Below are 22509 nucleotides of genomic sequence, written 5' to 3' on the forward strand. Positions count from 1 at the left end.
GCGGCCGCCGCCTCTCGACGCCCGCGGGATGGGGTGGGGGGACGGCGCTATGCGGCGGCTCGTCGTCGGGCGAGCGTTCCCACGCCAACGCCCAGGATCAGCAGCAGGCCCTGGAAGAAGTACTGCCAGTAGGTCTCGAGTCCCACCAGGGCGATGGAGTTGAAGCCGACCGAGACCGTGATGACGCCGACGAGCGTGCCGAGGATGTGGAACTGCCCGTCCCGCAGCACGGCTGAGCCGAAGAAGGACGCGGCGAACGCGCTCAGCAGGTACGTGTCGCCCGCCGAGACCGCGGCGCTGCCCGTGCGGGACGCCAGCAGGAAGCCGGTGACCGCCGCGCACATCGAGCACACGACGAACGCGATGACGCGCACGCGGTCGACCCGGATGCCCGACAGCTCGGCGGCGACCCGGTTGCCGCCGACGGCCTGCATGGACTGCCCGAGGACGGTCCGGTTGAGCAGCCACCACAGCAGCGCAGCGATGACGAGCATGATGTAGACGGGGTACGGGATGCCCAGGAACCGGCCGAACGTGATCTCCAGGAAGGCGTCGGGATCGCCCAGGGCGATGGGGGCGCCGTCGGAGATCATGTAGTTCACGCCGATCACGATCGTTCCGACGCCCAGTGTCGCCACCAGCGCCGAGACGTTCATGAACGTGACGACGAACCCGTTGATCAGGCCGACGATCGCGCCGACCACCAGGATCGCGACCAGCGCGAGCGGGATCGAGAGGTTCTGGTTGACCATCAGCGCGCACGCGGTCACGCCGGCGAGGCTCGCCGTGTTGCCGATGCTCAGGTCGAACTCGCCCGTCACCAGGACGAAGGTCAGGCCCATCGCGATGATCGCCGACAGGGCACTCTGGTTCAGGATGTTGATCGCGTTGTCGACGGTCGGGAAGGTGGTCGGCGCCAGGATCGACGTGCCGATGATGAGGATGGCGAGGACGAGCAGCGCGCCGTACCGGCCGAACCACTCGAAGAAGTGGGCGTGGGACTTCGGGGCTTCCGAGGTCGGTTCGTTCTCCATCAGGCTGGTCATGCGGGCTTCTCCGTTTCGGTGGTGCCGGAGCTCTCGGAGCTGCCGAAGCACAGGGCGGTGAGGTGGTCCTCGTCGAACTCGCTGGCCGGTACCTCGGCGACCAGCTGTCCTGCGCGCATCACGAGGACGCGGTCGCAGATCGCGAGCTCCTCGAAGTCGCTGGAGATGACCAGGACCGAAGTCCCCTCCGAGGCCAGTCCGGTGATGATGCGGTAGATCTCGGCGCGGGCGCCGACGTCCACCCCGACGGTGGGCTCGTCCAGGACGAGCAGTCCGGGGTTGGTCCGGACGTACTTGCCGACGACGACCTTCTGCTGGTTGCCGCCGCTGAGGTGGTGGGCCGTGTCCCGGATGGAGCGGGCCTTGACGGAGAAGCGCTCCATCAGCGCCTCCCCCGTGGACCGCGAGGACTTCGGCCGGAACGGCGCCCGCATGCTCGATGCCGAGCCGTGCTCGGCCATCGCCAGGTTGTTCTCGACCGTGTCGGTCAGGACCAGGCCCTGGCTGCGACGCTCCTCCGGGACCAGCGCGATGCCGGCCCGCAGGGCGTCGTGCGGCGACTTGGGTGCGTACGGCTCGCCGCCCAGCGTCATGGTGCCGCCGGTGGCCCGATCGGCTCCGATCAGCAGCCGCGCCAGCTCGGTGCGGCCCGCGCCGACGAGTCCGGCGATGCCGACGATCTCGCCCTCGTGGACGTCGAACGAGGCGCCGAGGACCCGCGGTGCGCGGCTGAGACCGCGCACCCCCAGGCGCACCGGACGGGTCTCCGCGACGCTCTCGTCCGCCTCGGCCTCCAGGCGCGACACCAGCTTCTCGACCTCGCGGCCGACGATCTGGGTGGTCAGCTCCTGGCGGTCGGTCTCCGCCGAGTCCAGCGTGGCGACCTTCTGACCGTTGCGGAACACCGTGATGGTGTCCGACACCTGGAGGACCTCGTCGAGCCGGTGCGACACGTAGAGGATGCCCACCCCGTCGGAGGTCAGCTCGTCGATCACCGACATGAGCTTGCTGGCCTCCTCGTCGGTGAACGAGGCGGTCGGCTCGTCCATCGCGATGAACCGGGCGTCGCGCATCAGCGACCGGCCCAGCGACACCATCCACCGGTCGGAGACCGAGAGCTGCTCGACCTCGATGTCGAGCGGGATCTCGAAGCCGAGCCGCTCCTGCACCGCCTTGGCCTCACGGCGCAGGCGGCGCAGGTCCAGGATCCCGAACCGGCCGGGATGTCCCGATCCCATCGCCATGTTCCGCAGGACCGAGAACTTCGGCACCAGGTTCAGCTCCTGGTGGATGAAGCTCAGGCCCAGGTCCGCGGCGTCACGCGGGTTGGCCACCTCGACGAGCTCGCCGTCGAGGAGGATCTCGCCCTCGTCGGCGCGCTCCAGGCCGGCCAGGATCTTCACGAGGGTCGACTTCCCCGCGCCGTTGGCACCGCACAGCGCGTGCACCGAGCCGGGCCTCACCTCGATCGAGACGCCGTCCAGAGCCCGACTGCCGCCGAACGACTTGGAGATGCCCCGCATCTGGAGCAACCCGGACGTCACGGGGGCCGGGTCGGGCCCGCCACCTGCTGGGGAACCGGTCATGGTCTTCTCCTCGTCGCCCTGCGCGGGCACGTCGAGCTCTGGACGGATCGTCATGTCAGCCGGCCCTCAGGACGCGTCCGCGCCGGGGTTGTCCGCCAGGTACTGGTCCAGCGTCTCCGGCGTGATGATCGGGAAGGGGATCTCCTCGGTCTTCGGCTCGGCGTCGGGACCGCCCTCGATGACGTCGGGCGTCGCGTCGAAGAGCATCTGGGCAGCACCGGTGGTGTCCGGAGCGGCGGTCGCGGCGAGCTGGCCGTCCTTGAGCGCCTTCAGCGCGGGCGGCGTGCCGTCGTAGCCGTAGATCTGGACGTCGTCACGGCCCGACTGCTTCGCGGCCACGATGGAGCCCATCGCCGGGTCGTCGAAGCACGCCCAGATCGCGAGCGGCTCGGAGCCCTTCGGGTTCTTGGCGAGCCACGTCGTGGCGAACTTCTGGCCCGACTCCAGCTGGCCCGGGATCAGGACCTCCTGGCGGTCGACCGTGATGTCGGTGCCCTCGACGGTCTCGTTGAAGGCCTCCTCACGCAGCTGGCACGGCAGGCCCGGCTTGTAGCCGAGGGCCAGGACGCGGCCCTTGCCGCCCATGTTCTCGACCATCGCCTCGGGAACCTCGACGCCCGGCGAGACGACGAGGTCGAAGGTGACCCCCTCGGCGCCGCCACCGGCGATGGAGGCCACGGGGATGCCGGCGGCCTCCGCCGACTTCAGCCCGGCCGTCAGCGACTTCGACTCGATGACCGAGACGATGATCATGTCGACGTCCTTCTGCACGAAGTCCTGCATCGCGCCGATGGCCTTGTCGACGGCTCCGTCGGGGTTGGCGGTCGTGACCTCCCAGCCCTCCTTCTCGGCCATGTCCGTGTACTTGTTGATCACCGCTTCGGTCGTCACCTCACTGGGTGCGAAGCGGACGATGCCGACGGAGAAGGCGTCGTCGCCACCGTCGGAGCCGGAGGACGAGCCCCCACAGGCGGCGGCTGTCGCGAGTGTGAACGCCAGGGTCGTGCCGAGTGCAACGCGTCGAAAATTCATCGAGCCTCCTCAAGCTCAAGCCCACTCGAGGTTGAGTGGTGCTTCTGGTCCCCCGAGAGTCGCCCGCGGGCGACTGTGGCGGCGGCGGCGTCCGCGTGGACTCCACCGCCCATCACGAGGCGTGGTGCCACGGCGATGTCTTGGGCGAGTTCGTCGATGACGAGCTCGGTCGGCCTGGTGCTCATGCCAGCGACTCCTGGTAGCGGCGCATGCCGCGCAACCAGCGGTCGTAGTCGGACGCCTTGCGCCGGTAGAACTCCAGGACGTCGGGGTGAGGCAGGATCAGGAACTCGTCGGTGGCCAGCGAGGCGACGACGATGTCCGCCACCTCGAGCGCCTCCAGGACGAGTCCGGCCTGCGTGACCGCCTTGGCGCCCTGGCGTGCCGCCTCGCTGTCGGAGTCCGCACCGCTGTTGAGCATCGCGGTGTTGACGCCCATCGGGCACAGGCAGCTGACGCCGATCCCGCGCGACCCGTAGGTCACCGACAGCCACTCCGCGAACGCGACCGCCGCGTGCTTCGTGACCGAGTAGGTGGCCGAGCCGATCTGCGTCAGCAGGCCGGCGGCCGAGGCGGTGGACAGGAAGTGGCCGCTGCCGCGCTCCAGCCAGCCCGGCACGAGCAGCTCGGCGGCTCGCACGTGGGCCATGACGTTGACGTCGATCGAGGTCTGCCAGTCCGACGGCGTCGCGTCGAGGTTCTCCCCGAGGCCGACACCGGCGTTGGCGGCGTAGAGGTCCACCGGGCCGAAGGCCGACTCAGCGAGCGCGATCGTCGCGCGGATGTGCTCGACGTCCGCGCAGTCGCCGGCGAGCGCCTCGATCGTGCCGGGGTGGTCCGCGGCGATGGCCTCGACCTCGCTCTTCAGGCGTCCCTCGTCGAGGTCGGTGGCGACGACGCGGGCACCGTGCTCGACGAAGCGGCGGCACAGCGCCGCGCCGATCCCGCCCCCGGCGCCGGTGACGATCGCGACGCTGCCCTCGAGGTTCATGCGCGGCCGCCCTGAGCGGCGACGGAGCGCAGCTCGTCCCGGTCGATCGCCCGCTTCAGGATCTTGCCGGTGGCACCCTTCGGCAGGGCGTCCACGAACGCGAAGAGTCGGGGCACCTTGTAGGCCGACAGGCGCTCCTTGGCCCAGGCGCGGATGCTCTCGGGCGTGGCGTCCGAGCCCTCGGTCAGCACCGTCACGGCCGCGATCTCCTCGCCGTAGTGGTCGTCCGGGACGCCGACGACGGCCACCTCGACGATGTCGGGGTGCTCGTACAGCACCTCCTCGACCTCGCGCGGGTAGACGTTGTAGCCGCCGCGGATGATGAGGTCCTTCACGCGGTCGACGATGCTGAGGTAGCCGTCCGCGTCGATCGTGCCGATGTCGCCGGTCTTCAGCCAGCCGTCGCGCAGGTCCGAGGCCGTGGCGTCGGGCCGGTTCCAGTAGCCCTTCATGATCGTGGGGCCGGTGACGTACACCTCGCCGGGCTGGTCGGGACCCAGGACGTTCCCCTCGGGGTCGCGCACCTCGATGCGGGAGCCGGGAAGCGCGGGCCCGACCGTCCCGGTCCGCTGCTCGCGGGTGATGTCGTTGAACGTGGCCGCGCCCGTGGACTCGGTCAGGCCGTAGCCCTCGAGGATCGCACAGTCGAAGCGGTCCTTGAACGCCCGGATCACCTCGACCGGGAGGCTCGCGCCGCCCGACGTGGCCAGCCGCAGGGCCGCGAAGTCCTGGGGCGAGTGGTCGCCCTCGGCGTGCAGCATCGCGTTCCACATCGTCGGGACGCCGGCCATCGTGGTGAGCTCGTCGGCCACCATGACGTCGAGCATGACCTTCGGGTCGAACGGGTGGACCAGGGAGAACGAGGCGCCGGTCGCGAGCGCCGTGTTCATGCAGACGGCCTGGCCGTAGACGTGGAACAGGGGCAGCCCGGTGCCGAAGCGGTCGTCGGGGCTGATGTCGAGGACGGGCTGGAACGACGAGACCGTGTCGACGAGGTTCGCCGCGGTGAGCTCGGCGCCCTTCGGGCGGCCGGTGGTGCCCGATGTGTAGAGGATCAGCGCGGTGTCCTGCGGCGCGTGGTCGTGCGGCTCGGTGAGGGGCTCGGCGTCGAACGAGAATCCGGGGTCCAGCTGCCAGAAGTCGAGACCACGGTCGGCGGCCGCCGCCCGGGCGTGGGCCGCGCACTCGTGCCAGGCGATGACGAGCGTGGCGCCCGAGTCGTCGAGCACGTAGCCGATCTCCGGCTCGGTCGACATGGTGTTCATCGTGATGACGGTGACGCCGGCGGCGTGCAGGCCGTAGTAGACCTCGGGGAACTCCGGGATGCTCGGCGCGATGAACAGCACGCGGTCCAGCGGAGCGACTCCGGCGGCGCGCACGGCGCCGGCGACCTGCTCGTTGGTGCGGCGCAGCTGCCCGAAGGTGATGGTGCGCGGTGAGCGGATCGCCACCCGGTCGGGCTCGGAGTCGGTGTGGGCCCAGACCTCTGTGGCGATGTTGACCATGCGGGAAGCCTTTCGACGCTGCGTGTGACCTATGTCACCGAGCAACGTATGTGAAACCGATCACGGGTTCAATAGAAAACTGAACTCAATTTCAGAATCTCCGGGCCATCTTCGCGTGGTCCCGATGGGCCATGGCGCGCACCGAAGATGCGGAAAGGCCCGGCACCGCAGGGCGGTGCCGGGCGTTCCGGACGGGAGGAGGGCCTACTTCACCTCGTCCGGGTACTTCTCCGCGAACTCGTCGTAGGACTCCTTCGTGACCACGAACGTCGGGATCGGGATGTCCTCCGGCTCGGCGTCGACGCCGCCCTCGATGACGTCCGGCGTGCGCTCCGCCAGCTCCGCGCCGGCCCCCGCGACGTCGATGAACGCCGTGGCGCGCATCGCGCCGGACTGCACCGCGGTCACCGCGGCGGGTGTGCCGTTGATGCCGTAGACCTTCACGTCGTCCCGGTCCGCCGAGCGCAGGGCGCTGACCGCACCGAGCGCCGGGTCGTCGAAGCACGCCCAGATGGCGAGGTTCCCGCTGCCCTCGGGGTTCTTGGCCAGCCACGCCTGCGTGAACTTCGTGCCGCTCTCCACCTGGCCGGGGATGGCCACCTCCTGGCGGGTGACGGTGATGTCGCTGCCCTCGAGAGCGTCGTTCAGCGCCTCCTCGCGGCCGATGCACGGCAGACCGCTCTTGTAGCCGAGCAGGAGCAGCTCACCCTCGCCGCCCATGTCGTCCACGAGCTGCTTCGAGATGTCGGTCGAGACCAGTGCGCCGGAGTCGGCGTTGAGCGGCACGCCCTCGCCGGAGCCGCCGCTGAAGGAGATGATCGGGATGCCGGCCTCGGTGGCCGCGCGCACGCCGCCGGTGATCTGGTCGGTCGGGAAGACGGTGACGATGATCAGGTCGACACCCTTCTGGACGAAGTCGTTGACCGCGCTGATGGCCTTGTCCACCGAGCCCTGGGGATCGACCTTCGTGATGTTCCAGCCCTCCTCGTCGGCGACGTCGATGTAGGAGTTGATCGCCTTCTCGGCGGTCTCGTCCGTCGCCGAGAACTGCACGATGCCGATGTCGTAGGAGTCGTCCCCGCCCCCACCGCCACCGTCACCGTCGCCGTCCGAGCTGCCACAGGCGGACGCGGTCGCCAGGACCGCGGCCATCGTCGCCCCGAGTGCCATGCTTCGAATGTTCATCGAGCCTCCTCAAGCTCGAGTCCGCCGCGGACGGGCGGACCCACGACCCGCTCCGAGGACGTCGGAGCGACGTCGATGTGAGGTAGGTCACGATGAACCTAGGTGAAGCCAAACTCAACTTCAATAGTGCCGACGGGTGACATCCGTCGGCCCGTCGCCTCAGACGAGCTTGCGCACCACCGAGAGCGGGGCGTGCTTCATGACCTGCCCGATGGGGGCCCAGGGCCACGCGGGCACGGCGGCGTCGACGACTTCCTTCTCGATGTACTTCACCATCGCGGCGGTCCCGGTGGCGGTGTCGACCATGAGCCTCTGCTCCTGCTCGACCTGCGCGTTCATCTCGCTGGCGATGTAGCCCGGGTAGAGCGTCGTGACCTTGATGTCGTGTCCCTTGCGGCCGATCAGGTCCGAGCGGATTCCCTCAGCGAGGTGCGCGACGCCGGCCTTCGTGGCCGCGTACGTCGTCATCGACGACGGCATGCCACGCATGGCGGACATCGACGAGATCAGCACGAGGTGCCCGGCGCCGCGCTCGTAGAAGTGCTCCATGGCCGCCTCGGCCTGCGCGAGCGCGGCGACGAAGTTCGTCATCGCGGTCTCGCGGTTGGCCTCGAACTTCCCGGTGCCGATGCGGCCACCCTTGCCGAGGCCGGCGTTGACGATCACGCGATCGAGACCACCGTGGGCGGCAGCCGCCTCGCCGAACACCCGGAACACGGCGTCGTGGTCGTTGACGTCGAGCGCGTGCACGGAGACCTCGATGCCCGGGTGCGCAGCCACGAGCTCGGCCCGCAGCGCCTCGAGCCGCTCGACCCGTCGGGCCGTGATCGCCAGGTGGTGTCCGGACGCGGCCAGGTGGCGGGCCATGCCCTCGCCCAGCCCCGAGCTGGCGCCCGTGATCAGCGTGTTCCGTCGCATGTCGCTCCTCGTCGTGTCAGCGGAAGGTGACGTCCGCGGCACGCAGGTGGCTGTGGTCGTTGAACGTCAGCACCCGCGGCCCCGTGCCGCCCACCATGAGGGTAGTGACACTGCTGTTGACCACGACGTCGTTCAGCTTCTGGAACGCCGAGTCGTCGCCGGTGATGAGGTGCGAAGCGACCATCGCGATCGGCCCACCCGAGGTGAACACCAGCACCCGCCGGCCCTTGCCGGACGCGAGCTCGACGGCCTCCTCGAAGCCCGCCATGACGCGCTCCCGGAACAGCGCGTACGGCTCGGTGAAGTCGCCCTCGCCACTGCGCCACACGTCGATCGCGGCGTTCAGCGCGGCCTGGAACTCCTTGGAGTTCTTGGTCAGGGCTCCCGGGTCGAACGCGGTGGCGACGGCGAGGTGGTCGTACTCGTTCCAACGGGGGTCGACCTCGTAGCCGGGCAGGCCGGGGTCGGCGTCCTCCTCACCCAGTCCGCTGGCGTCGATCGCGGCGATCGCGGTCTGGGCGTGACGCAGCATCCCGCCGGCGACGGCGTCGGTGAAGACGGCTCCGCCCGCCTCCCAGCCCGCGCCGAGCGCGGCGGACTGGCGGGTGCCCAGCTCGCTGAGGCGGTCGTAGTCGTCGGTCCCGAAGGACGCCTGGCCGTGACGAACCAGGTGCAGGGTTCCCACGTGCTCAGAACTCCAGCACGAGCTTGCCGGTGGCCTGCGCCCGGTCGAGCGTCAGCAGCGCCTCGGAGGCGTCCTCGAACGCGAACGACTGTCCGACGATCGGCTTCAGCGCGCCGGAGGCCAGGTGCTCGACCATCGCGTCCCACTGCTGCTTGATCAGGCCGGGGCGCTTCATCGCGTAGGCGCCCCAGCCGACGCCGACGGCCGAGAGGTTGTTGAGCAGCAGGCGGTTGGCGGCGATCTTGGGGATCTCGCCGGCGGTGAAGCCGATGATGAGGATCCGGCCGTCGTCGACGAGGCAGCGCAGGGAGTCGGTGAAACGGTCGCCGCCGGCCGGGTTGCCCACGGGGTCCACGACGATGTCGACGCCGCCGGACGCCTTGACGGCATCCTTGAAGCCCTCGGAGAGCACGTACTCGTCGGCGCCCGCGGCCACGGCGATCTCGCCCTTGACATCGGTGGACGTCACGGCGATCACGTGGCCGGCACCGAATGCCTTCGCCACCTGGATCGCGGCGGTGCCGATGCCGCCGGAGGCACCATGCACCAGCACGCGCTCGCCCTCGGCGAGGCCGCCGCGGTTGACCAGTGCGAAGTAGACCGTGGCGTAGTTGAACATGAAGGAGGCGCCCTCGGCGAAGGACACCGAGTCGGGGAGCTTGAACGTGAGGAGCTGGTCCGCGACGACCTGCTCGGCGAAGCCGCCGAGCATCGGCAGTGCGGCCACGCGGTCGCCCGGGGCGAAGCCGGAGTCCGCGGGCGCCTCGACCACGACCCCGGCCACCTCGGCGCCCGGAGTGAAGGGCAGCGGAGGCTGTAGCTGGTAGCGGCCGCGGCTCTGCAGCAGCTCGGGGAAGGCCACGCCGGCGGCCTTGACGTCGATGAGGACCTGGTCCTCGCCACGCTTCGGGGCCTCGACGTCGACGAGTTCGACGGCCTCGGGACCGTCGAGGGATGTGATCTGGATCGCTCGCATGCCCTGAGCGTAGCGGATATCTAAGCGCTTGCTTAGTGCCTGTCCACGAACTTGAGGATATCCTCAGGTTCATGTCCACCGGAGTCCGCTTCCCCACCGACAGTTCCACCGCCACCGCGCGCCAGGTCGTGGCCGACGCGCTGCGCAAGGTCGATCCGGTGGGTGCGCAGGCGGCCGAGCGCGAGACGAACTGGCGCCGCGGCTACCTCATCCACTTCTCCCGCCTCCTCGAGGCGGGGCTCGCCACGCCCGAGGACGCCGTGACGATCGCGACCGAGGGCCTGCGCAGCATCCACGAGCAGATGCGCTGCGGCGACGGCTCGCTGGCCGAAGCACTCGACTCCCGCGCCGCCGGTCACGAGTGGACGACCGTGGACATCGCCGGTGAGGCGGCGCCGGAGACCGAGCTGAGCGTGCCCTACCGCGGCGAGCGGCTCACCGGTGCCGCCCTGGACGAGCAGCTCGACGACTGGGTCCGGCGCGGCGTCGTCGAGCCGACCTTCTCCGAGGCGATCCGCGAGGTGGCCGACCACCCGGAGTGGCTGCGGCTCGAGGGCGACACCGTCGTGGTGCTGGGCGCCGGCGCCGAGATGGGTCCCTACCGGTCGCTGCTGCGGTGGGGCGCCGACGTCGTCGCGGTGGACCTGCCGCGCGCCGACATCCAGAAGCGCATCCGCGACCACGCCCGCGAGGGTGCGGGGCGGGTGCGGCTGCCCGTGGGCGGCAAGGAGACCGGGGCCGACCTGCTGCACACGCTGCCCGAGCTCGGCAGGTGGCTGGAGGACCTCGAGGGCCGACTCGTCCTCGGCACGTACTGCTACGCCGACGGGGCCACCCACGTGCGCGTCTCGGCCGCCGCCGACGCCATCGCGGCCCGGCTGGTGGCACAGCGCCCGGACACGGCCCTGGCCTACCTGGCCACGCCGACCGACGTCTTCGCCGTGCCGGCGGGCGCCGTCACCACCTCGAACGACGCCTACGAGAACGGCCGCCGCCTGCTGCGCGCGCCGTTCCGGACCCTCAGCGGAGGACGCCTCCTGCAGCGCAACTACCCGCCGGACGTGGAGATCGGCGTGTGCGACTCGCTCGTGCCGCAGCAGGGTCCGAACTACGCCCTCGCCAAGCGGCTGCAGCGGTGGCGCGCGGCCGCGGCGCGCCACGACGGTGCCACGGTGTCGCTGAACGTCGCGCCGGCGACGCGCACCGCCTCGGTCGTCAAGAACCGCGCGCTCGCCGCGGCCTACGCCGGGGCGCACCGCTTCGGCGTCGAGGTCTTCGAGCCCGCCACGAGCAACGTGCTGATGGCCGCCCTGCTCGTGCACGACCTGCGCAGCGACCGGGTCCCCGAGGAGGAGCCGTGGCGCGAGGAGGCCTACGCGGCCGCGCACGGCGGCCTGTGGACCGCCGGCTATCACCCGCGGTCCGCGTTGGGCCTCGCCGCCGTCCTGGGCTTCGCCGGCTCCCGCGCCTGACCGCGGCGGCGCGCCGGGGTCCGTCCGCCCGTCCGCCCGTTCGCCCGTTCGTCGAGTGGCGCAAACTCGCCCTCCGACCCTCGCCGAGTGGCGCAGAATGGCCCGCCACTCGGCGAGTGACGGGCGATTCTGCGCCACTCGCGGCGGGTGGGCTTGGGGACGCGGCGGCGGTGAGGCGCTCCCGCACAGGCCGGCGAGCCGGTAGAACGGGGGCATGAATCGCCTCGGTGCCGCGTCCGCCGTCCACCTCGCCGCCGGGACGTGGCTGCTGATCGACCTGTGGCGGGCGTGGACACCGACCCTCATCACGATCTTCGGTCAGGCCGCGACGACGCCGCCCGAGCTGATCGGCGCGTTCGCGTTCGGGTGCGTCCTCGTCCCGGTGCTCGTCGTGGCCGTCGCGCGGCGCCTCGGCCGCGAAGGCACCTTCGCCGCGGCAGCGCTCGTCGTCGCGCTGGCCGGCCGAGTCGTGCTCCAGCTCACCGACGGCGGCCACCTGCACCTCGTCGTCGCCTCCGTCGCGGGGATCGCGGCCATGACCTGGCTCTCCCTCGCGCTGCCCCGGCACCGTGACGCGGCGGTCACGGGCGTGGTCGCCGGCCTCGCCGTGTCGGTGACCACCCACGCCGCACTCGGCACCTGGGGCGCGGTCTGGCGCGCCGACGTCTGGGCGTCGCTGCTGCTGGCCACCCAGCTCGCCGCGTGCCTCGCCACGATGCGCACCCCTGCGGAGGGCCGAGGAGTCGGCCGGCGGTTCGCCCTGACCGTGATGCCCGGACTGTTCCTCGCCGGCGTGATCGTCGCGAACGCCGGGCGCGCCTCGGCCACCTTGGGCGAGGCCGGTCTCGCCGCGGTCGCGTTCGGCGCCACGCTCGCCGTCGCGGCGACCCTCGTGCCCGTCACGCGAGTCTCGGCCGCGGCGGCCGCGCTCGTGCTGACGGGAGCGGTCGCCGCCTCAGCCCTCGTCACCGACGCCGACGGACTGCTGCCCGCCTGGACCGTGGTGGCGTTCGTGGTCGGGATGCCGGCGCTCGCCCACCTGTGGCGCGCCGCCGACCACGGAGACCGCGGCACCTCGATGACGCTGGCACTCGGCGGTCTCGTCTGGGTGGCCCTGCTCTTCGCGTACTACGCGGGCTACGACCTCGGGTACCGCGCCGACTGGCTGCTGGTGGGCGTCGCCCTGGTCATCGGCATCGCCGCCGCGACCACTCCCCCGGCGCCGGCGACGACCGCGCCGCCCAGGACGCTGGCCGCCATCGGCGTGACGGCCCTGGCGGCGGGAGTCGTGGCCGCGGCGGCCCCTGCGCTCACCATCCGCCCGTTCGACGCCTCCGAGCCCCGGGACGACGAGGTTCGCGTGGCGGCCTACAACCTGCGCATGGGCTACGGGATGGACGGCGTGTTCCGCCCGAAGGCCGTCGCCGCGATCCTCGTCTCCGCCGACGTCGGGCTGATCAGCGAGATCGACCGCGGCTGGTTCCTCAACGGCGGCCAGGACCAGCTCGCGATCCTCGAGCGCCTGACCGGCCGCACCGCCTGGTGGGGCGCCGCGGCGGACCCCGTGTGGGGCGACGCCGTCCTCGTCGATGCGAGCCGAGCCCGCGTCGAGCGGCGGGCACTGCCGTCGCACGGTGCGGTCACCGGCGCCCAGGCGATCGCGGTACGGCCGCAGGGACCGTGGGAGTCGACGTGGTTCGTGTCCACCCACCTGCAGCCCGTGGGCAGCGACGAGGGCGTCACCGCGCAGTCGGCCGACCTCGCCGCGTGGCTGCGCGAGCTCGGCGGCCCGATGGTCCTCGGCGGGGACTTCAACCTGCAGGAGGGCAGCGCCGCCTACGACAACGTCATCGACGTGGGACTCGTCGACGCCGCTCCCGGCGGCGCCGACACGAGCCCGGCGGACGCCCCCGTGAAGCGGATCGACTACCTCTTCTCGACGCCCGACCTGGTCGCCTCGGACGTCGAGGTGCCGGGCCTGCGGGCCTCGGACCACCTGCCGGTGGTCGCGACGTTCACGCGCCGGTGAACTTGGCCTGACGCTTCTCGCTGAACGCGGCGACGCCCTCGGCGAAGTCGTTCGAGGCGCCCAGGACGCCCTGCTCGACCGTCTCGGCCGCGAGGGTCTCGTCGAGGTGCGCCAGCGCTGCGGCGTTGATCGTGGACTTGATCCGCGCGTAGGCCATGGTGGGGCCGGACTTCAGCTTGTCGACCAGGCCGTCCACCGCGGCCTGCCACGCGTCGGCGGTCACGCAGTGCGTGATCAGGCCGGCGGCGTGCGCCTCGGAGTTCGGCAGCTTCTCACCGAGCATCAGCAGGCGCGTGGCACGGGCCCGGCCGATCGAGGCGGCGATCAGCTCGTGCGCAGCGCCGTCGCCCATGAGGCCCACGTTGACGAACGCCTGGAGGAAGTAGTCGTCCTCCTTGGCCACCTGGAAGTCCGAGGCCAGCGCCAGCGAGGAGCCGATGCCGGCGGCCAGGCCGTTCAGCGCCGCGACCACCGGGAACGGGGCCTGCGTCAGCGCGTGGATCAGGCGGTCGGCGGCCTCGAGGATGCCCGTGTTCGTCGCGCCCGGGGCCATGACGGCGCCGGAGCAGAACGCGCGGCCCTCGCCGGTGATGACCGCGACGCGGACGCCCTCGGCGTCCTCGAGCGCGTCGCTCATCTGCTCGAACATCTCGGTGGTCACCGAGTTGAGTCGCTGCGGGGCGTTCAGGGTCAGCGTCAGGACGCCGTCCGTGCGGTCGACCAGTAGGTCGGTCATCGTCTCCTCCATTGTCCGAGCAGGGTCTGCAGCACCGCGATGAGCGCGGTGGGCTGGTCCAGCATGATGTGGTGTCCCGAGTCGGGGATCACGGTGACGGGCACGTTGCCGCCCAGCCGCGACCGGATCTCCTCGGTGATGTCGGTGGTGGCCATGCCGCGCTCGCCGCGCAGCAGCGCCACCTCGCACGCGCTGCGGGCCACGTCGGCGGGCTCCATCATCGAGCGCAGGAAGACGCGCGGGTCGAACTTCCACGTCCAGCCCGAGCCCTCCTCGCGCACGACGTGCTGGATCGAGCCGCGCGCGATGTGGTCGCGGATGTACGGCAGGCACGACGGGTCCTCGGGCAGCGTGCGGAAGCGAGCCACCATCGTCCGGGCGTCGGGGTAGAGCGGCATCGTGAGGTCGGCGCGGTCGGCGCGCCACGAGCGGGCCTCGGGCGACACCGCCTGGACGGGCGAGTCGATCGCGGCCGCTCCGAGCATCCCGGCGCCGTGCTCGCGGGCGGCGGTGAGGGCGACGAACCCGCCCATGCTGTGCCCGAAGACCACCGGCTTGTCGGTGGACTCGGAGGTGGCCACCGCCATCACCTCGCGGGCCCAGGCCTCGAGCGTGTAGGCCTCGCGGCGGCCGCTGTCACCGTGCCCGCTGAGGTCGAGCGCGAGGACGCGGTGATCGACAGCGAGGTGCGGGGCGACGTGGTCCCACCAGCCCGCGTGGGCCGCGCCGCCGTGCACGAGCACCACGACGGGATCGCCCGAGCGTCCCCACGCGCGGTAGGAGATGGGCACGCCGTCGACGTCGAGCTCGAGGTGCTGGGGCTTCTGGTCGAGCGCCCAGGTGAACCAGTCGGGAACGGTCACCGGTGGAACCTCGTCACGTCGTCGAGCGGGGCCCGGCCGGCCCGGAACGAGTTGGCCGGGTGGTCGGGGTCGGCGTGGCCGAAGGAGATGCCGCAGACGACCAACCGGTCCTGCGGGGTCCTGCGGGAGCTCGAGCCACTTCCGGAGGAAGTCGGACTTCTGCGCCAGCGCCGCCTGAGCGATGGTGGCGACGCCGCGCGCCTGGGCGGCCAGCAGGAACGACTGCACGAACAGGCCGCAGTCGATCGCCGCGTAGACGCCGAGCGACTCGGGCGCGGAGATGATCGCGACGTGCGGGGCGCCGAAGAACTCGAAGTTCCGCAGCATCTCGCGCGCGGACCCCTCACGGTCGCCCTTCGGGACGCCGACGGCCTCGTACAGCTGCCAGCCGACCTCGCGGCGACGCTCGGCGTGGACACCGTCGTAGCCCGGCGGGAACGGGTAGTCCGAGCCCAGCGAGGCGTCGGCCATGAGGTCGTCCCGCAGCCGCCTGAGGGCCTCGCCGGAGACGACGTGCACGTGCCACGGCTGGACGTTGCACCACGACGGCGTGCGCGCGGCGGACGACAGGATCGCGCGGATCTCGTCCTCCGGGACGGGCTCGTCGGTGTAGCCGCGACAGCTGAAGCGGGAAGCCAGCAGCTGGTCCAGGACCTGAGCCGGTGCCGGTGCCTCGTCGATCATGGGGCCACCGTACCGGCGGCTCAGACCTCGGAGGACCGGACCTGCACCACGCGCACGGGCGAGGGCAGCTCGACCGTGCGGCTGACGGTGCACAGCTTGTGGTGCGACTTCTCCATCGCGTCGGGCACGCGCTCGGCCATCTTCTGGCCGTCCTCGTCGTTGTCGAACGCGATGTCGAGGGTGACCAGCAGCTTCTCCAGCAGGTGCGCCCCGGCGGAGTCCTTGACCTTGTGACCCTCGACCGCGATGTCGAACCGGTTGGGCTCGGCACGCTTGGTGAGCGCCTCGACGGTCAGGCCGGTGCACCCGCCGAGGGCGACCAGCAGCAGCTCCACCGGGGTGAAGTCGGTGTTCTGGCCCTCACCGATCGAGATGACGCCACCGCGCCCGTTCTCGGCGCGGTACTCCATCGCGCCGGTGCGGACCAGGTGGACACTGCGCAGGGTGGAGGATTCGTCGCTCATGCCTCGACAGTAAGCGCCTGCGCACCGGCGCGCTCAGCGGGTCAGGCGTCGAGATCGGCCTCGACGAGGGCGGCGATCTTGACCAGTGCCGCCTCGTCCTCGCTCTCGACGGTGACCTCGGCGCCCTGGCCCGCGCCGAGCGTCATGATCATCAGGGCGGAGCCGGCGTCGACCGGCTCGCCGCCGGCGGTGGCGAGGGTGACGGGGACCCCGGTCTCGGCGACGGCTGCGGCGATCGTGGCGGCCGGGCGGGCGTGGAGGCCGACGGCCGATCCGACGGTGACGGTCTTGCTGGGCATGGAGTGTCCTCTCAGACGGTGACGGGTTCGTCGGCGGTCTCGGCCGCCTGCTTGGAGTAGCTGACCTGCTTGAGGGCGGTCACGAGGAATCCTGCCACCAGCGTCCCGACGATGAGGGACACGAAGAACCACAGGACGTTGTCGACAGCGAAGAACACGAAGATCCCTCCGTGCGGAGCCACGCAGGTGACGCCCAGGGCCATCGACATCGCGCCGGTGACGACGCCACCGGCCATCATCGCCGGGAGCACGCGGAAGGGGTCGGCCGCCGCGAACGGGATGGCGCCCTCGGAGATGAACGAGGCACCGAGCAGCCAGGCCGCCTTGCCGTTCTCGCGCTCGGCCGGGGCGTAGAGCTTCGGGCGCAGCGCCGTGGACAGCGCCATCGCCAGCGGGGGCACCATGCCGGCCAGCATCACGGCCGCCATGATCTTGGACTGCGAGGAGCCCGGGTCGAGCGCACCCGTGGTGGACAGGCCGGTGACGGCGAAGACGTAGGCCGCCTTGTTCACCGGGCCGCCGAGGTCGACGCACATCATCAGGCCGAGCAGGGCGCCCAGCACGATCGCCGAGCCGCCGGTCATGCCGTTGAGCCCGTCGACGAGGGCCTCGTTGAGCCACGCGAGCGGCTTGGCGAGGACGAGGATCATCGCCATGCCCACCACGAGCGTGGAGACGAGCGGGATGATCACCACCGGCATCAGTCCGGCCAGCCAGCGCGGCACGGGTCGGCTCGCGAACCACGCGGCCACCAGGCCGGCGAGCAGGCCGCCGATGATGCCGCCGAGGAAGCCCGCGCCGCTCTGGTTGGTCTCGGTCACGCCGATCTGGGTCGCGGCGTAGCCCATGACGAAGCCGGGGGCGATGCCCGGACGGTCGGCGATCGCGTAGGCGATGTAGCCGGCCAGGGCAGGCACCAGGAAGCTGAAGGCCCACGAGCCGAGCAGGTAGACCAGCGCGCCGACGTAGTAGAGGAACGCGCTGTCGAACAGGGCGTGGTCACCGGCCGCCGGCAGGTTCGTCAGGGAGTTGGTCGCCAGGATCTCGTTGGCCGTGTCGGTGATGTCGTAGCCCGCCAGCAGGAAGCCGAGGGCGATCATCAGGCCGCCCGCCGCGACGAACGGGATCATGTAGCTCACGCCCGTCAGCAGCCAGCGTTGCAGCTTCTTGCCGATGTGGTCGTTGTCGCCGCCGCCGGTGCCCGCGGTGGCCTCGGCGTCGCCCTCGACCCGGCGGGCGTTCGGGTCGCCCGCGGCCGCGAGGGCCTCGTCGATCATCTTCGCCGGCTCGTTGATGGCGCGCTTGACCCCGCTGCGGACCACGGGCTTGCCGGCGAACCGGGCCTGGTCCTTGACGCCCACGTCGGTGGCGAAGATGACCGCGTCGGCCGAGGCGATCTGCTCGGCCGTCAGCGGGGTCACGCCCGAGGAGCCCTGCGGCTCCACGGCGAAGTCGACCTGGGCGTCGCGCGCGGCCTGGGCCAGCGCGTCGGCGGCCATGTAGGTGTGCGCGATGCCGGTGGTGCAGGCGGTCACGGCGATGACGCTGCGCCGAGGTGCGTCCGTCGTCGCGGTGTCGGCGGCCGGCGCGGCGGCGGCGGGAGCGGGCTGCTTGACCTCGACGCCCGAGGTGGCCTCCTCGACGAGCGCGATCACGTCGTCGGGCGTCTGCGCGTCGCGCAGGGCCTGGGTGAAGTCGGGCCGCACGAGCGCCCGCGCGAGCGACGAGAGCAGCTTCAGGTGGGCGTTCCCCGCACCCTCGGGCGCAGCGATCATGAAGACGATGTCGGCGGGGCCGTCGGGCGCGCCGAAGTCGGCACGGTTCGTCAGCCGCGCGAACGCCAGGGTGGGCTCGGTGACCGTGGCGGTGCGGCAGTGCGGGATCGCGATGCCGCCGGGCACGCCCGTGCCGGCCAGCTCCTCGCGGGCCTTGGCGGCACCGGCGAGCTCGTCCACCGATCCCGCCCGGCCGGCGGCGACGACCTGTGCGGCGAGGGCCTCGATGACGTCCGACGCCCCCGCGCCGAGGTCGACGTCGAGTGACACCAGCTGAGGGGTGATGAGCTGTTCCATGTTGGCCTCCATCAGGCGGGATCCACGGTCTCGACGTGGGGTGCTTCGGGTAGGTCGGAGGGACCGGGCAGGCGCGACCCCGGCAGGGCGGCCGCGGCGGCGCCGTGGACGGCGGCGCTGGCCAGGCACTCGGCGGGCGAGCGGCCCGCGACGTGGGCCACGAGGTAGCCGGCGAGGGAGGAGTCGCCCGCGCCCACCGTGCTGCGGACGGTGACCGGCGCCGGCGGGCAGAACCACGAGCCCTCGGCGGTGGCGAGCACGGCACCCGCTCCCCCGAGGGTCAGCAGCACCGTGCCGACGCCGTGGTCGTCGCGCAGCTGGTGCGCCCGGGCGGCGGCGTGGCGACGGTCGCGCTCGATCTCGTCGGGGTCGCAGTCGAGCAGCTCGGCCAGCTCGTCGGAGTTGGGCTTCATCAGGTCGGGCGAGGAGTGCTCCACGGTGAGGCCCAGCGCCGCGCCCGAGGTGTCCACCGCGACGCGCGCACCGGCGTCCTGCAGGCGGCGGGTGGTGGTGGCGTACCAGTCGAAGGGCACGCCCGGAGGCAGGGAGCCGCTGAGCACGGCCCAGTCGCCGGGACCGACGGCACCGGCGAGCGTGTCGGTGAGCGCGGCGAGCTCGGCGTCGTCCAGCCGCGGGCCCGGGGAGTTGACCTTCGTTGTGACGCCCTCGGGCTCGGCGAGGGTGAGGTTCACCCGCAGGCGTCCGCTGACGGGGACGGCGCGATGGTCCAGGCCGAGCGCGGCGAGGGCGGCGAGCAGCGGCTCGTCGGCGGCGGCGGGGAGCACCGCGGTGACCGGGACGCCCGCGGCGTGCAGCACGCGGGCGACGTTGATGCCCTTGCCACCGGGATCGTCGTGGGCGATCTCGCTGCGCACCACGGCGCCGCGCTCGAGCGGCTCGAGGAGGCTCACGAGCCGGTCGATCGCCGGATTCGCGGTGACGGTGACGATCACGGCCCGCTCCTTCCGATCCTGGGTACCAGCGTCACACGTGACGGGTGCACGTGCGATGTGGGTTTGTGTGGCTTCGAATGTTGTTGTGTATTGATTTACGTCACATCGTGGGACATTGTCAAGACCCCGGTGTCGCGTGGATCACGTGGGCGTTACCGTCGAGGCGTGACCAGCGTGTACTCCGGAACCGCCGTCGTCCCCGGGATCGGGGTCGGCCCGGTGGTCCGCCCGGCCCCCCGTCCCACCGCTCCGGAGCACGAGGAGGCCGGTGACCCGAGCGTCACCACCGTCGCCTTCGGCACGGCCGCCGCCGAGGTGGCGCGTCGCCTGCGCGCCCGGTCCCAGGCGGCCAGCGGTGCGGCCTCCGAGGTCCTCTCCGCCACCGCCGCGCTCGCCGAGGACCGTGGCCTGGCCACCTTCGTGACGAAGCACGCCACCCAGGGCGCCGGGCCCGCCACCGCCACCACCGCGGCGATCGAGGAGCTCGCGGCCATGTTCACGTCGGCCGGTGGCCTGATGGCCGAGCGCGTCACCGACCTCTACGACGTCCGCGACCGCATCGTGGCCGAGCTGCTGGAGCTGCCCGAGCCCGGCATCCCCGTGCCCGACGAGCCCTCCGTGCTGCTGGCCGACGACCTCGCCCCCGCCGACACCGCCGGCCTCGATCCGGCGAGGATCGTCGCGATCGCCACCGAGCTGGGCGGGTCCACCAGCCACACCGCGATCATCGCGCGCCAGCTCGGCATCCCCTGCGTCGTCGCCGTCACCGACCTGCACGACGTCGCCGCGGGCGACCGTGTGGCGGTCGACGGCAGCCGCGGCACGGTCACCGTCGATCCCGACGAGGCCCAGGTGGCCTCGCTCGTCGAGGAGGACCGCCGCACCCGCGAGGCCGCCGCCGGATGGACCGGACCGGGCCGCACGGCCGACGGCCACGAGATCCAGATCCTCGCGAACGTGCAGGACGGCGCGGGCGCGCGCGTCGCCGCCGAGCAGCCGATCGAGGGCGTCGGCCTGTTCCGCACCGAGCTGTCCTTCCTCGACCGCTCCACCGAGCCCTCCGTCGACGAGCAGGCCGACATCTACGCCGCGGTCTTCGAGGCGATGGGCGACAAGAAGGTCATCGTGCGCACGCTCGACGCGGGCTCGGACAAGCCCCTCGCGTTCGCCAACCAGCCCGACGAGCCGAACCCGGCCCTCGGCGTGCGCGGGCTGCGGATCGGCCTCGCCGACCCCGCGATGCTCGACCGCCAGCTCGACGGCATCGCCGCCGCGCAGGCCCGGACCGGCGCCGACGTGCGCGTGATGGCGCCGATGGTCACCACGGAGGCGGAGGCGCAGTGGTTCGCCGAGCGCGTGCGTGCCCGCGGCCTGCTCGCCGGGATCATGATCGAGACGCCCTCCACGGTGCTGCTCGCCGACCGGATGTTCCGCCACCTCGACTTCGTCTCGATCGGTACGAACGACCTCTCGCAGTACACGTTCGCCGCCGACCGGATGGCGCCCACGCTGAGCGACCTCACCGACCCGTGGCAGCCCGCGCTGCTCGCGTCCATCAAGCTCGTCGCCGACGCCGGCCGCCGGGCCGGCAAGCCCGTGGGCGTGTGCGGCGAGGCCGCCGCGCACCCGCTGCTCGCGTGCGTGCTGACCGGACTCGGCGTGACCTCGCTGTCGTGCGCCGCCACCGCGGTGCGCCCCGTCGGCGCGAAGCTCGCGCAGGTCACGCTCGCCCAGTGCGAGGCCGCCGCCGAGGCCGCCCTCGCCGCCCCCGACCACTCCCGCGCGGCCCAGGCCGCCGTCGAGCACCTCGCCTGACCTCGCGCCGGGGCCTCGGGCGTCGCGTTCGGCCGCCCCCAAGCCAACGGTTGTGACGAGATTCGGCCGCACGACCGCTCCTGTGCCGAACTCCGTCACAAAAGTTGCGTCGGAAGCCCTGACGAGAGCGTTCGTCCACAGGCGGCAGCGGCGGGTCGTGTCGTCCACAGCCACGGCGCGAGGGGTTCTCATCGGCACCCTCGAAGTCGCACGGTTCAGCGATGGCGTCGATCCCTTCAGACCTGCGCGGCCGCCCCTTCACCACCTCCGAAGCGATGGCCCGCGGCGTCACCAGACATCGGCTCTACGGCCACGCGTTCACTCTGCTGCACCGCGGCCACGGCGTCTGGTGCGTGGCCGACGAGCCGCGCACGCTGGCACTCCTCCTCGCTGCTGACCGGTTGGTCCTCCCAGCAGACGCGGCCGTCAGCCACGTCACGGGGTTGTACCTCCATCTGCCCGCGGACTTCCCGGAGTCACACGGACTTCACGTGCCGCGCCACTGGTCGACGAACTCCACCACGCAGGTTCGATCCCCTGCCATCACACTGCATCGCCGCCTCGCCCGTCTGCAGCCCGGCGCGGTCGGTCGCCTTCCCGAGCTCAGCCCGGAGCGCTGCCTCGTGGACGCCGCGATCTCCCTCAGTCAGGCCGAGATCGTCCGCTTCGGTGACGCACTGGTGAGAGCCGGCCACCTGACACCTGAAGGCTTCGCCGAGTTCGCGTGGACCCAGCACCTCCACGGCGTTCGACGATCACGCATGACGGCATGGCGCATGCGCGAACGGGTCGGCTCCTTCATGGAGACCGACGCGCGACTGATCATGGCGGCGTGTGGCCTTCCTGAACCGGAGACGAACGGCGCGATCCCCGTCGCGGGCGGCCGCACCTGGCACGGCGATCTCGTCCTGAGGCCGTGGCGCATCGTGGTGGAGTACGACGGCTGGTACCACGAGCGCTCGTCCGAGCAACGACGGATCGACATCATCCGGCGCGAATCCCTCGAGGCCGACGGTTGGCTCGTCATCGTCCTGACCGCCGACGACCTCCGCTCGCCGCCCACGCTCGTCGCCCGCGTCTGGCGTGCCTTGGTTTCGCGGGGCTACACCGCTCGCGCACCGAGCCACGCCACCGCGGAGCTCCGTGAGCTCGCACGCCTCCCGAAGCCTCGCCCCTGACCGATGTGCTGGCTCCCGAG

20 protein-coding genes are annotated in these 22509 nt (G+C 71.8%); 4 read left to right on the forward strand and 16 right to left on the reverse strand.

Annotation, left to right across the window (positions count from 1 at the left end; all coding sequences use genetic code 11):
• Nucleotides 1–47 precede the first annotated feature (47 nt).
• The 10 genes from ACY1JX_RS09405 to ACY1JX_RS09450 form a co-directional block, all read right to left on the reverse strand.
• On the reverse strand, nucleotides 48–1046 hold the full coding sequence (locus ACY1JX_RS09405) for an ABC transporter permease (protein ID WP_206679962.1): 999 nt from the start codon (nucleotides 1044–1046) through the stop codon (nucleotides 48–50).
• Nucleotides 1043–2686, reverse strand: coding sequence for a sugar ABC transporter ATP-binding protein (locus tag ACY1JX_RS09410; RefSeq protein WP_462563815.1), 1644 nt, complete (start codon nucleotides 2684–2686; stop codon nucleotides 1043–1045). Before ACY1JX_RS09410 ends, ACY1JX_RS09405 begins: the two co-directional genes overlap by 4 nt.
• 12 nt (nucleotides 2687–2698) lie before the next feature.
• Nucleotides 2699–3664 carry a sugar ABC transporter substrate-binding protein gene (locus ACY1JX_RS09415; protein WP_462563816.1) on the reverse strand — a complete coding sequence of 322 codons (966 nt, stop codon included), beginning with the start codon at nucleotides 3662–3664 and terminating at the stop codon, nucleotides 2699–2701.
• The gene (locus ACY1JX_RS09420) at nucleotides 3661–3849 is read right to left on the reverse strand and encodes a hypothetical protein (protein WP_286930572.1); all 189 of its coding nucleotides are present in this window, start codon (nucleotides 3847–3849) and stop codon (nucleotides 3661–3663) included. Before ACY1JX_RS09420 ends, ACY1JX_RS09415 begins: the two co-directional genes overlap by 4 nt.
• Nucleotides 3846–4655, reverse strand: a complete 810-nt coding sequence (locus tag ACY1JX_RS09425; protein ID WP_462563817.1) for an SDR family oxidoreductase — start codon at nucleotides 4653–4655, stop codon at nucleotides 3846–3848. Before ACY1JX_RS09425 ends, ACY1JX_RS09420 begins: the two co-directional genes overlap by 4 nt.
• Nucleotides 4652–6160 carry an AMP-binding protein gene (locus ACY1JX_RS09430; protein WP_181753798.1) on the reverse strand — a complete coding sequence of 503 codons (1509 nt, stop codon included), beginning with the start codon at nucleotides 6158–6160 and terminating at the stop codon, nucleotides 4652–4654. The genes ACY1JX_RS09425 and ACY1JX_RS09430 overlap by 4 nt, the downstream gene beginning before the upstream one ends.
• Before the next feature lie 204 nt (nucleotides 6161–6364).
• Nucleotides 6365–7345 (reverse strand): sugar ABC transporter substrate-binding protein, encoded by a 981-nt coding sequence (locus ACY1JX_RS09435; protein WP_462563818.1) that lies wholly within the window; start codon nucleotides 7343–7345, stop codon nucleotides 6365–6367.
• Nucleotides 7346–7504: 159 nt separating this feature from the next.
• Nucleotides 7505–8263 carry an SDR family oxidoreductase gene (locus ACY1JX_RS09440; protein ID WP_462563819.1) on the reverse strand — a complete coding sequence of 253 codons (759 nt, stop codon included), beginning with the start codon at nucleotides 8261–8263 and terminating at the stop codon, nucleotides 7505–7507.
• 16 nt (nucleotides 8264–8279) lie between these two features.
• A complete protein-coding gene (locus ACY1JX_RS09445; RefSeq protein WP_462563820.1) occupies nucleotides 8280–8948 on the reverse strand; it encodes a histidine phosphatase family protein in 669 nt (222 codons plus the stop codon).
• A gap of 4 nt (nucleotides 8949–8952) precedes the next feature.
• Nucleotides 8953–9924 (reverse strand): NADPH:quinone oxidoreductase family protein, encoded by a 972-nt coding sequence (locus ACY1JX_RS09450; RefSeq protein ID WP_181753790.1) that lies wholly within the window; start codon nucleotides 9922–9924, stop codon nucleotides 8953–8955.
• Nucleotides 9925–9995: 71 nt separating this feature from the next.
• Here ACY1JX_RS09450 and ACY1JX_RS09455 point away from each other — a divergent pair, with 71 nt between their 5' ends.
• Complete coding sequence (locus ACY1JX_RS09455; RefSeq protein WP_462563821.1) at nucleotides 9996–11396, forward strand: hypothetical protein; 1401 nt, start codon at nucleotides 9996–9998, stop codon at nucleotides 11394–11396.
• Nucleotides 11397–11610: 214 nt separating this feature from the next.
• Nucleotides 11611–13425, forward strand: coding sequence for an endonuclease/exonuclease/phosphatase family protein (locus ACY1JX_RS09460; RefSeq protein WP_462563822.1), 1815 nt, complete (start codon nucleotides 11611–11613; stop codon nucleotides 13423–13425).
• On the opposite strand, the gene ACY1JX_RS09465 is transcribed toward ACY1JX_RS09460, so the two are convergent.
• From ACY1JX_RS09465 to ACY1JX_RS09490, 6 genes are read right to left on the reverse strand one after another with little or no spacing between them, the layout of a single operon-like run.
• The gene (locus tag ACY1JX_RS09465) at nucleotides 13412–14161 is read right to left on the reverse strand and encodes an enoyl-CoA hydratase-related protein (RefSeq protein ID WP_462563823.1); all 750 of its coding nucleotides are present in this window, start codon (nucleotides 14159–14161) and stop codon (nucleotides 13412–13414) included. The genes ACY1JX_RS09460 and ACY1JX_RS09465 overlap by 14 nt on opposite strands.
• Nucleotides 14158–15708: an alpha/beta fold hydrolase gene (locus ACY1JX_RS09470; RefSeq protein WP_462563824.1), complete on the reverse strand. Its 1551-nt coding sequence runs from the start codon at nucleotides 15706–15708 to the stop codon at nucleotides 14158–14160. Before ACY1JX_RS09470 ends, ACY1JX_RS09465 begins: the two co-directional genes overlap by 4 nt.
• 20 nt (nucleotides 15709–15728) lie before the next feature.
• Complete coding sequence (locus tag ACY1JX_RS09475; RefSeq protein WP_286930585.1) at nucleotides 15729–16172, reverse strand: OsmC family protein; 444 nt, start codon at nucleotides 16170–16172, stop codon at nucleotides 15729–15731.
• Nucleotides 16173–16213: 41 nt separating this feature from the next.
• On the reverse strand, nucleotides 16214–16471 hold the full coding sequence (locus tag ACY1JX_RS09480) for an HPr family phosphocarrier protein (RefSeq protein WP_181753776.1): 258 nt from the start codon (nucleotides 16469–16471) through the stop codon (nucleotides 16214–16216).
• A gap of 11 nt (nucleotides 16472–16482) precedes the next feature.
• Entirely contained in the window at nucleotides 16483–18543 is a 2061-nt protein-coding gene (locus ACY1JX_RS09485; RefSeq protein ID WP_462563825.1) for a PTS fructose transporter subunit IIABC, read from the reverse strand.
• 11 nt (nucleotides 18544–18554) lie between these two features.
• Complete coding sequence (locus ACY1JX_RS09490) at nucleotides 18555–19496, reverse strand: 1-phosphofructokinase family hexose kinase (protein ID WP_462563826.1); 942 nt, start codon at nucleotides 19494–19496, stop codon at nucleotides 18555–18557.
• 165 nt (nucleotides 19497–19661) lie between these two features.
• Between ACY1JX_RS09490 and ACY1JX_RS09495 the strand changes: the two genes are divergently transcribed.
• Together ACY1JX_RS09495 and ACY1JX_RS09500 are read left to right on the forward strand one after the other, a co-directional pair.
• Nucleotides 19662–21311: a phosphoenolpyruvate--protein phosphotransferase gene (locus ACY1JX_RS09495; protein WP_462563827.1), complete on the forward strand. Its 1650-nt coding sequence runs from the start codon at nucleotides 19662–19664 to the stop codon at nucleotides 21309–21311.
• A 221-nt stretch (nucleotides 21312–21532) separates the two neighbouring features.
• Nucleotides 21533–22489, forward strand: a complete 957-nt coding sequence (locus ACY1JX_RS09500) for a hypothetical protein (protein WP_462563828.1) — start codon at nucleotides 21533–21535, stop codon at nucleotides 22487–22489.
• Nucleotides 22490–22509: the final 20 nt, after the last annotated feature.

It is taken from the genome of Aeromicrobium sp. JP4 (assembly GCF_054957925.1).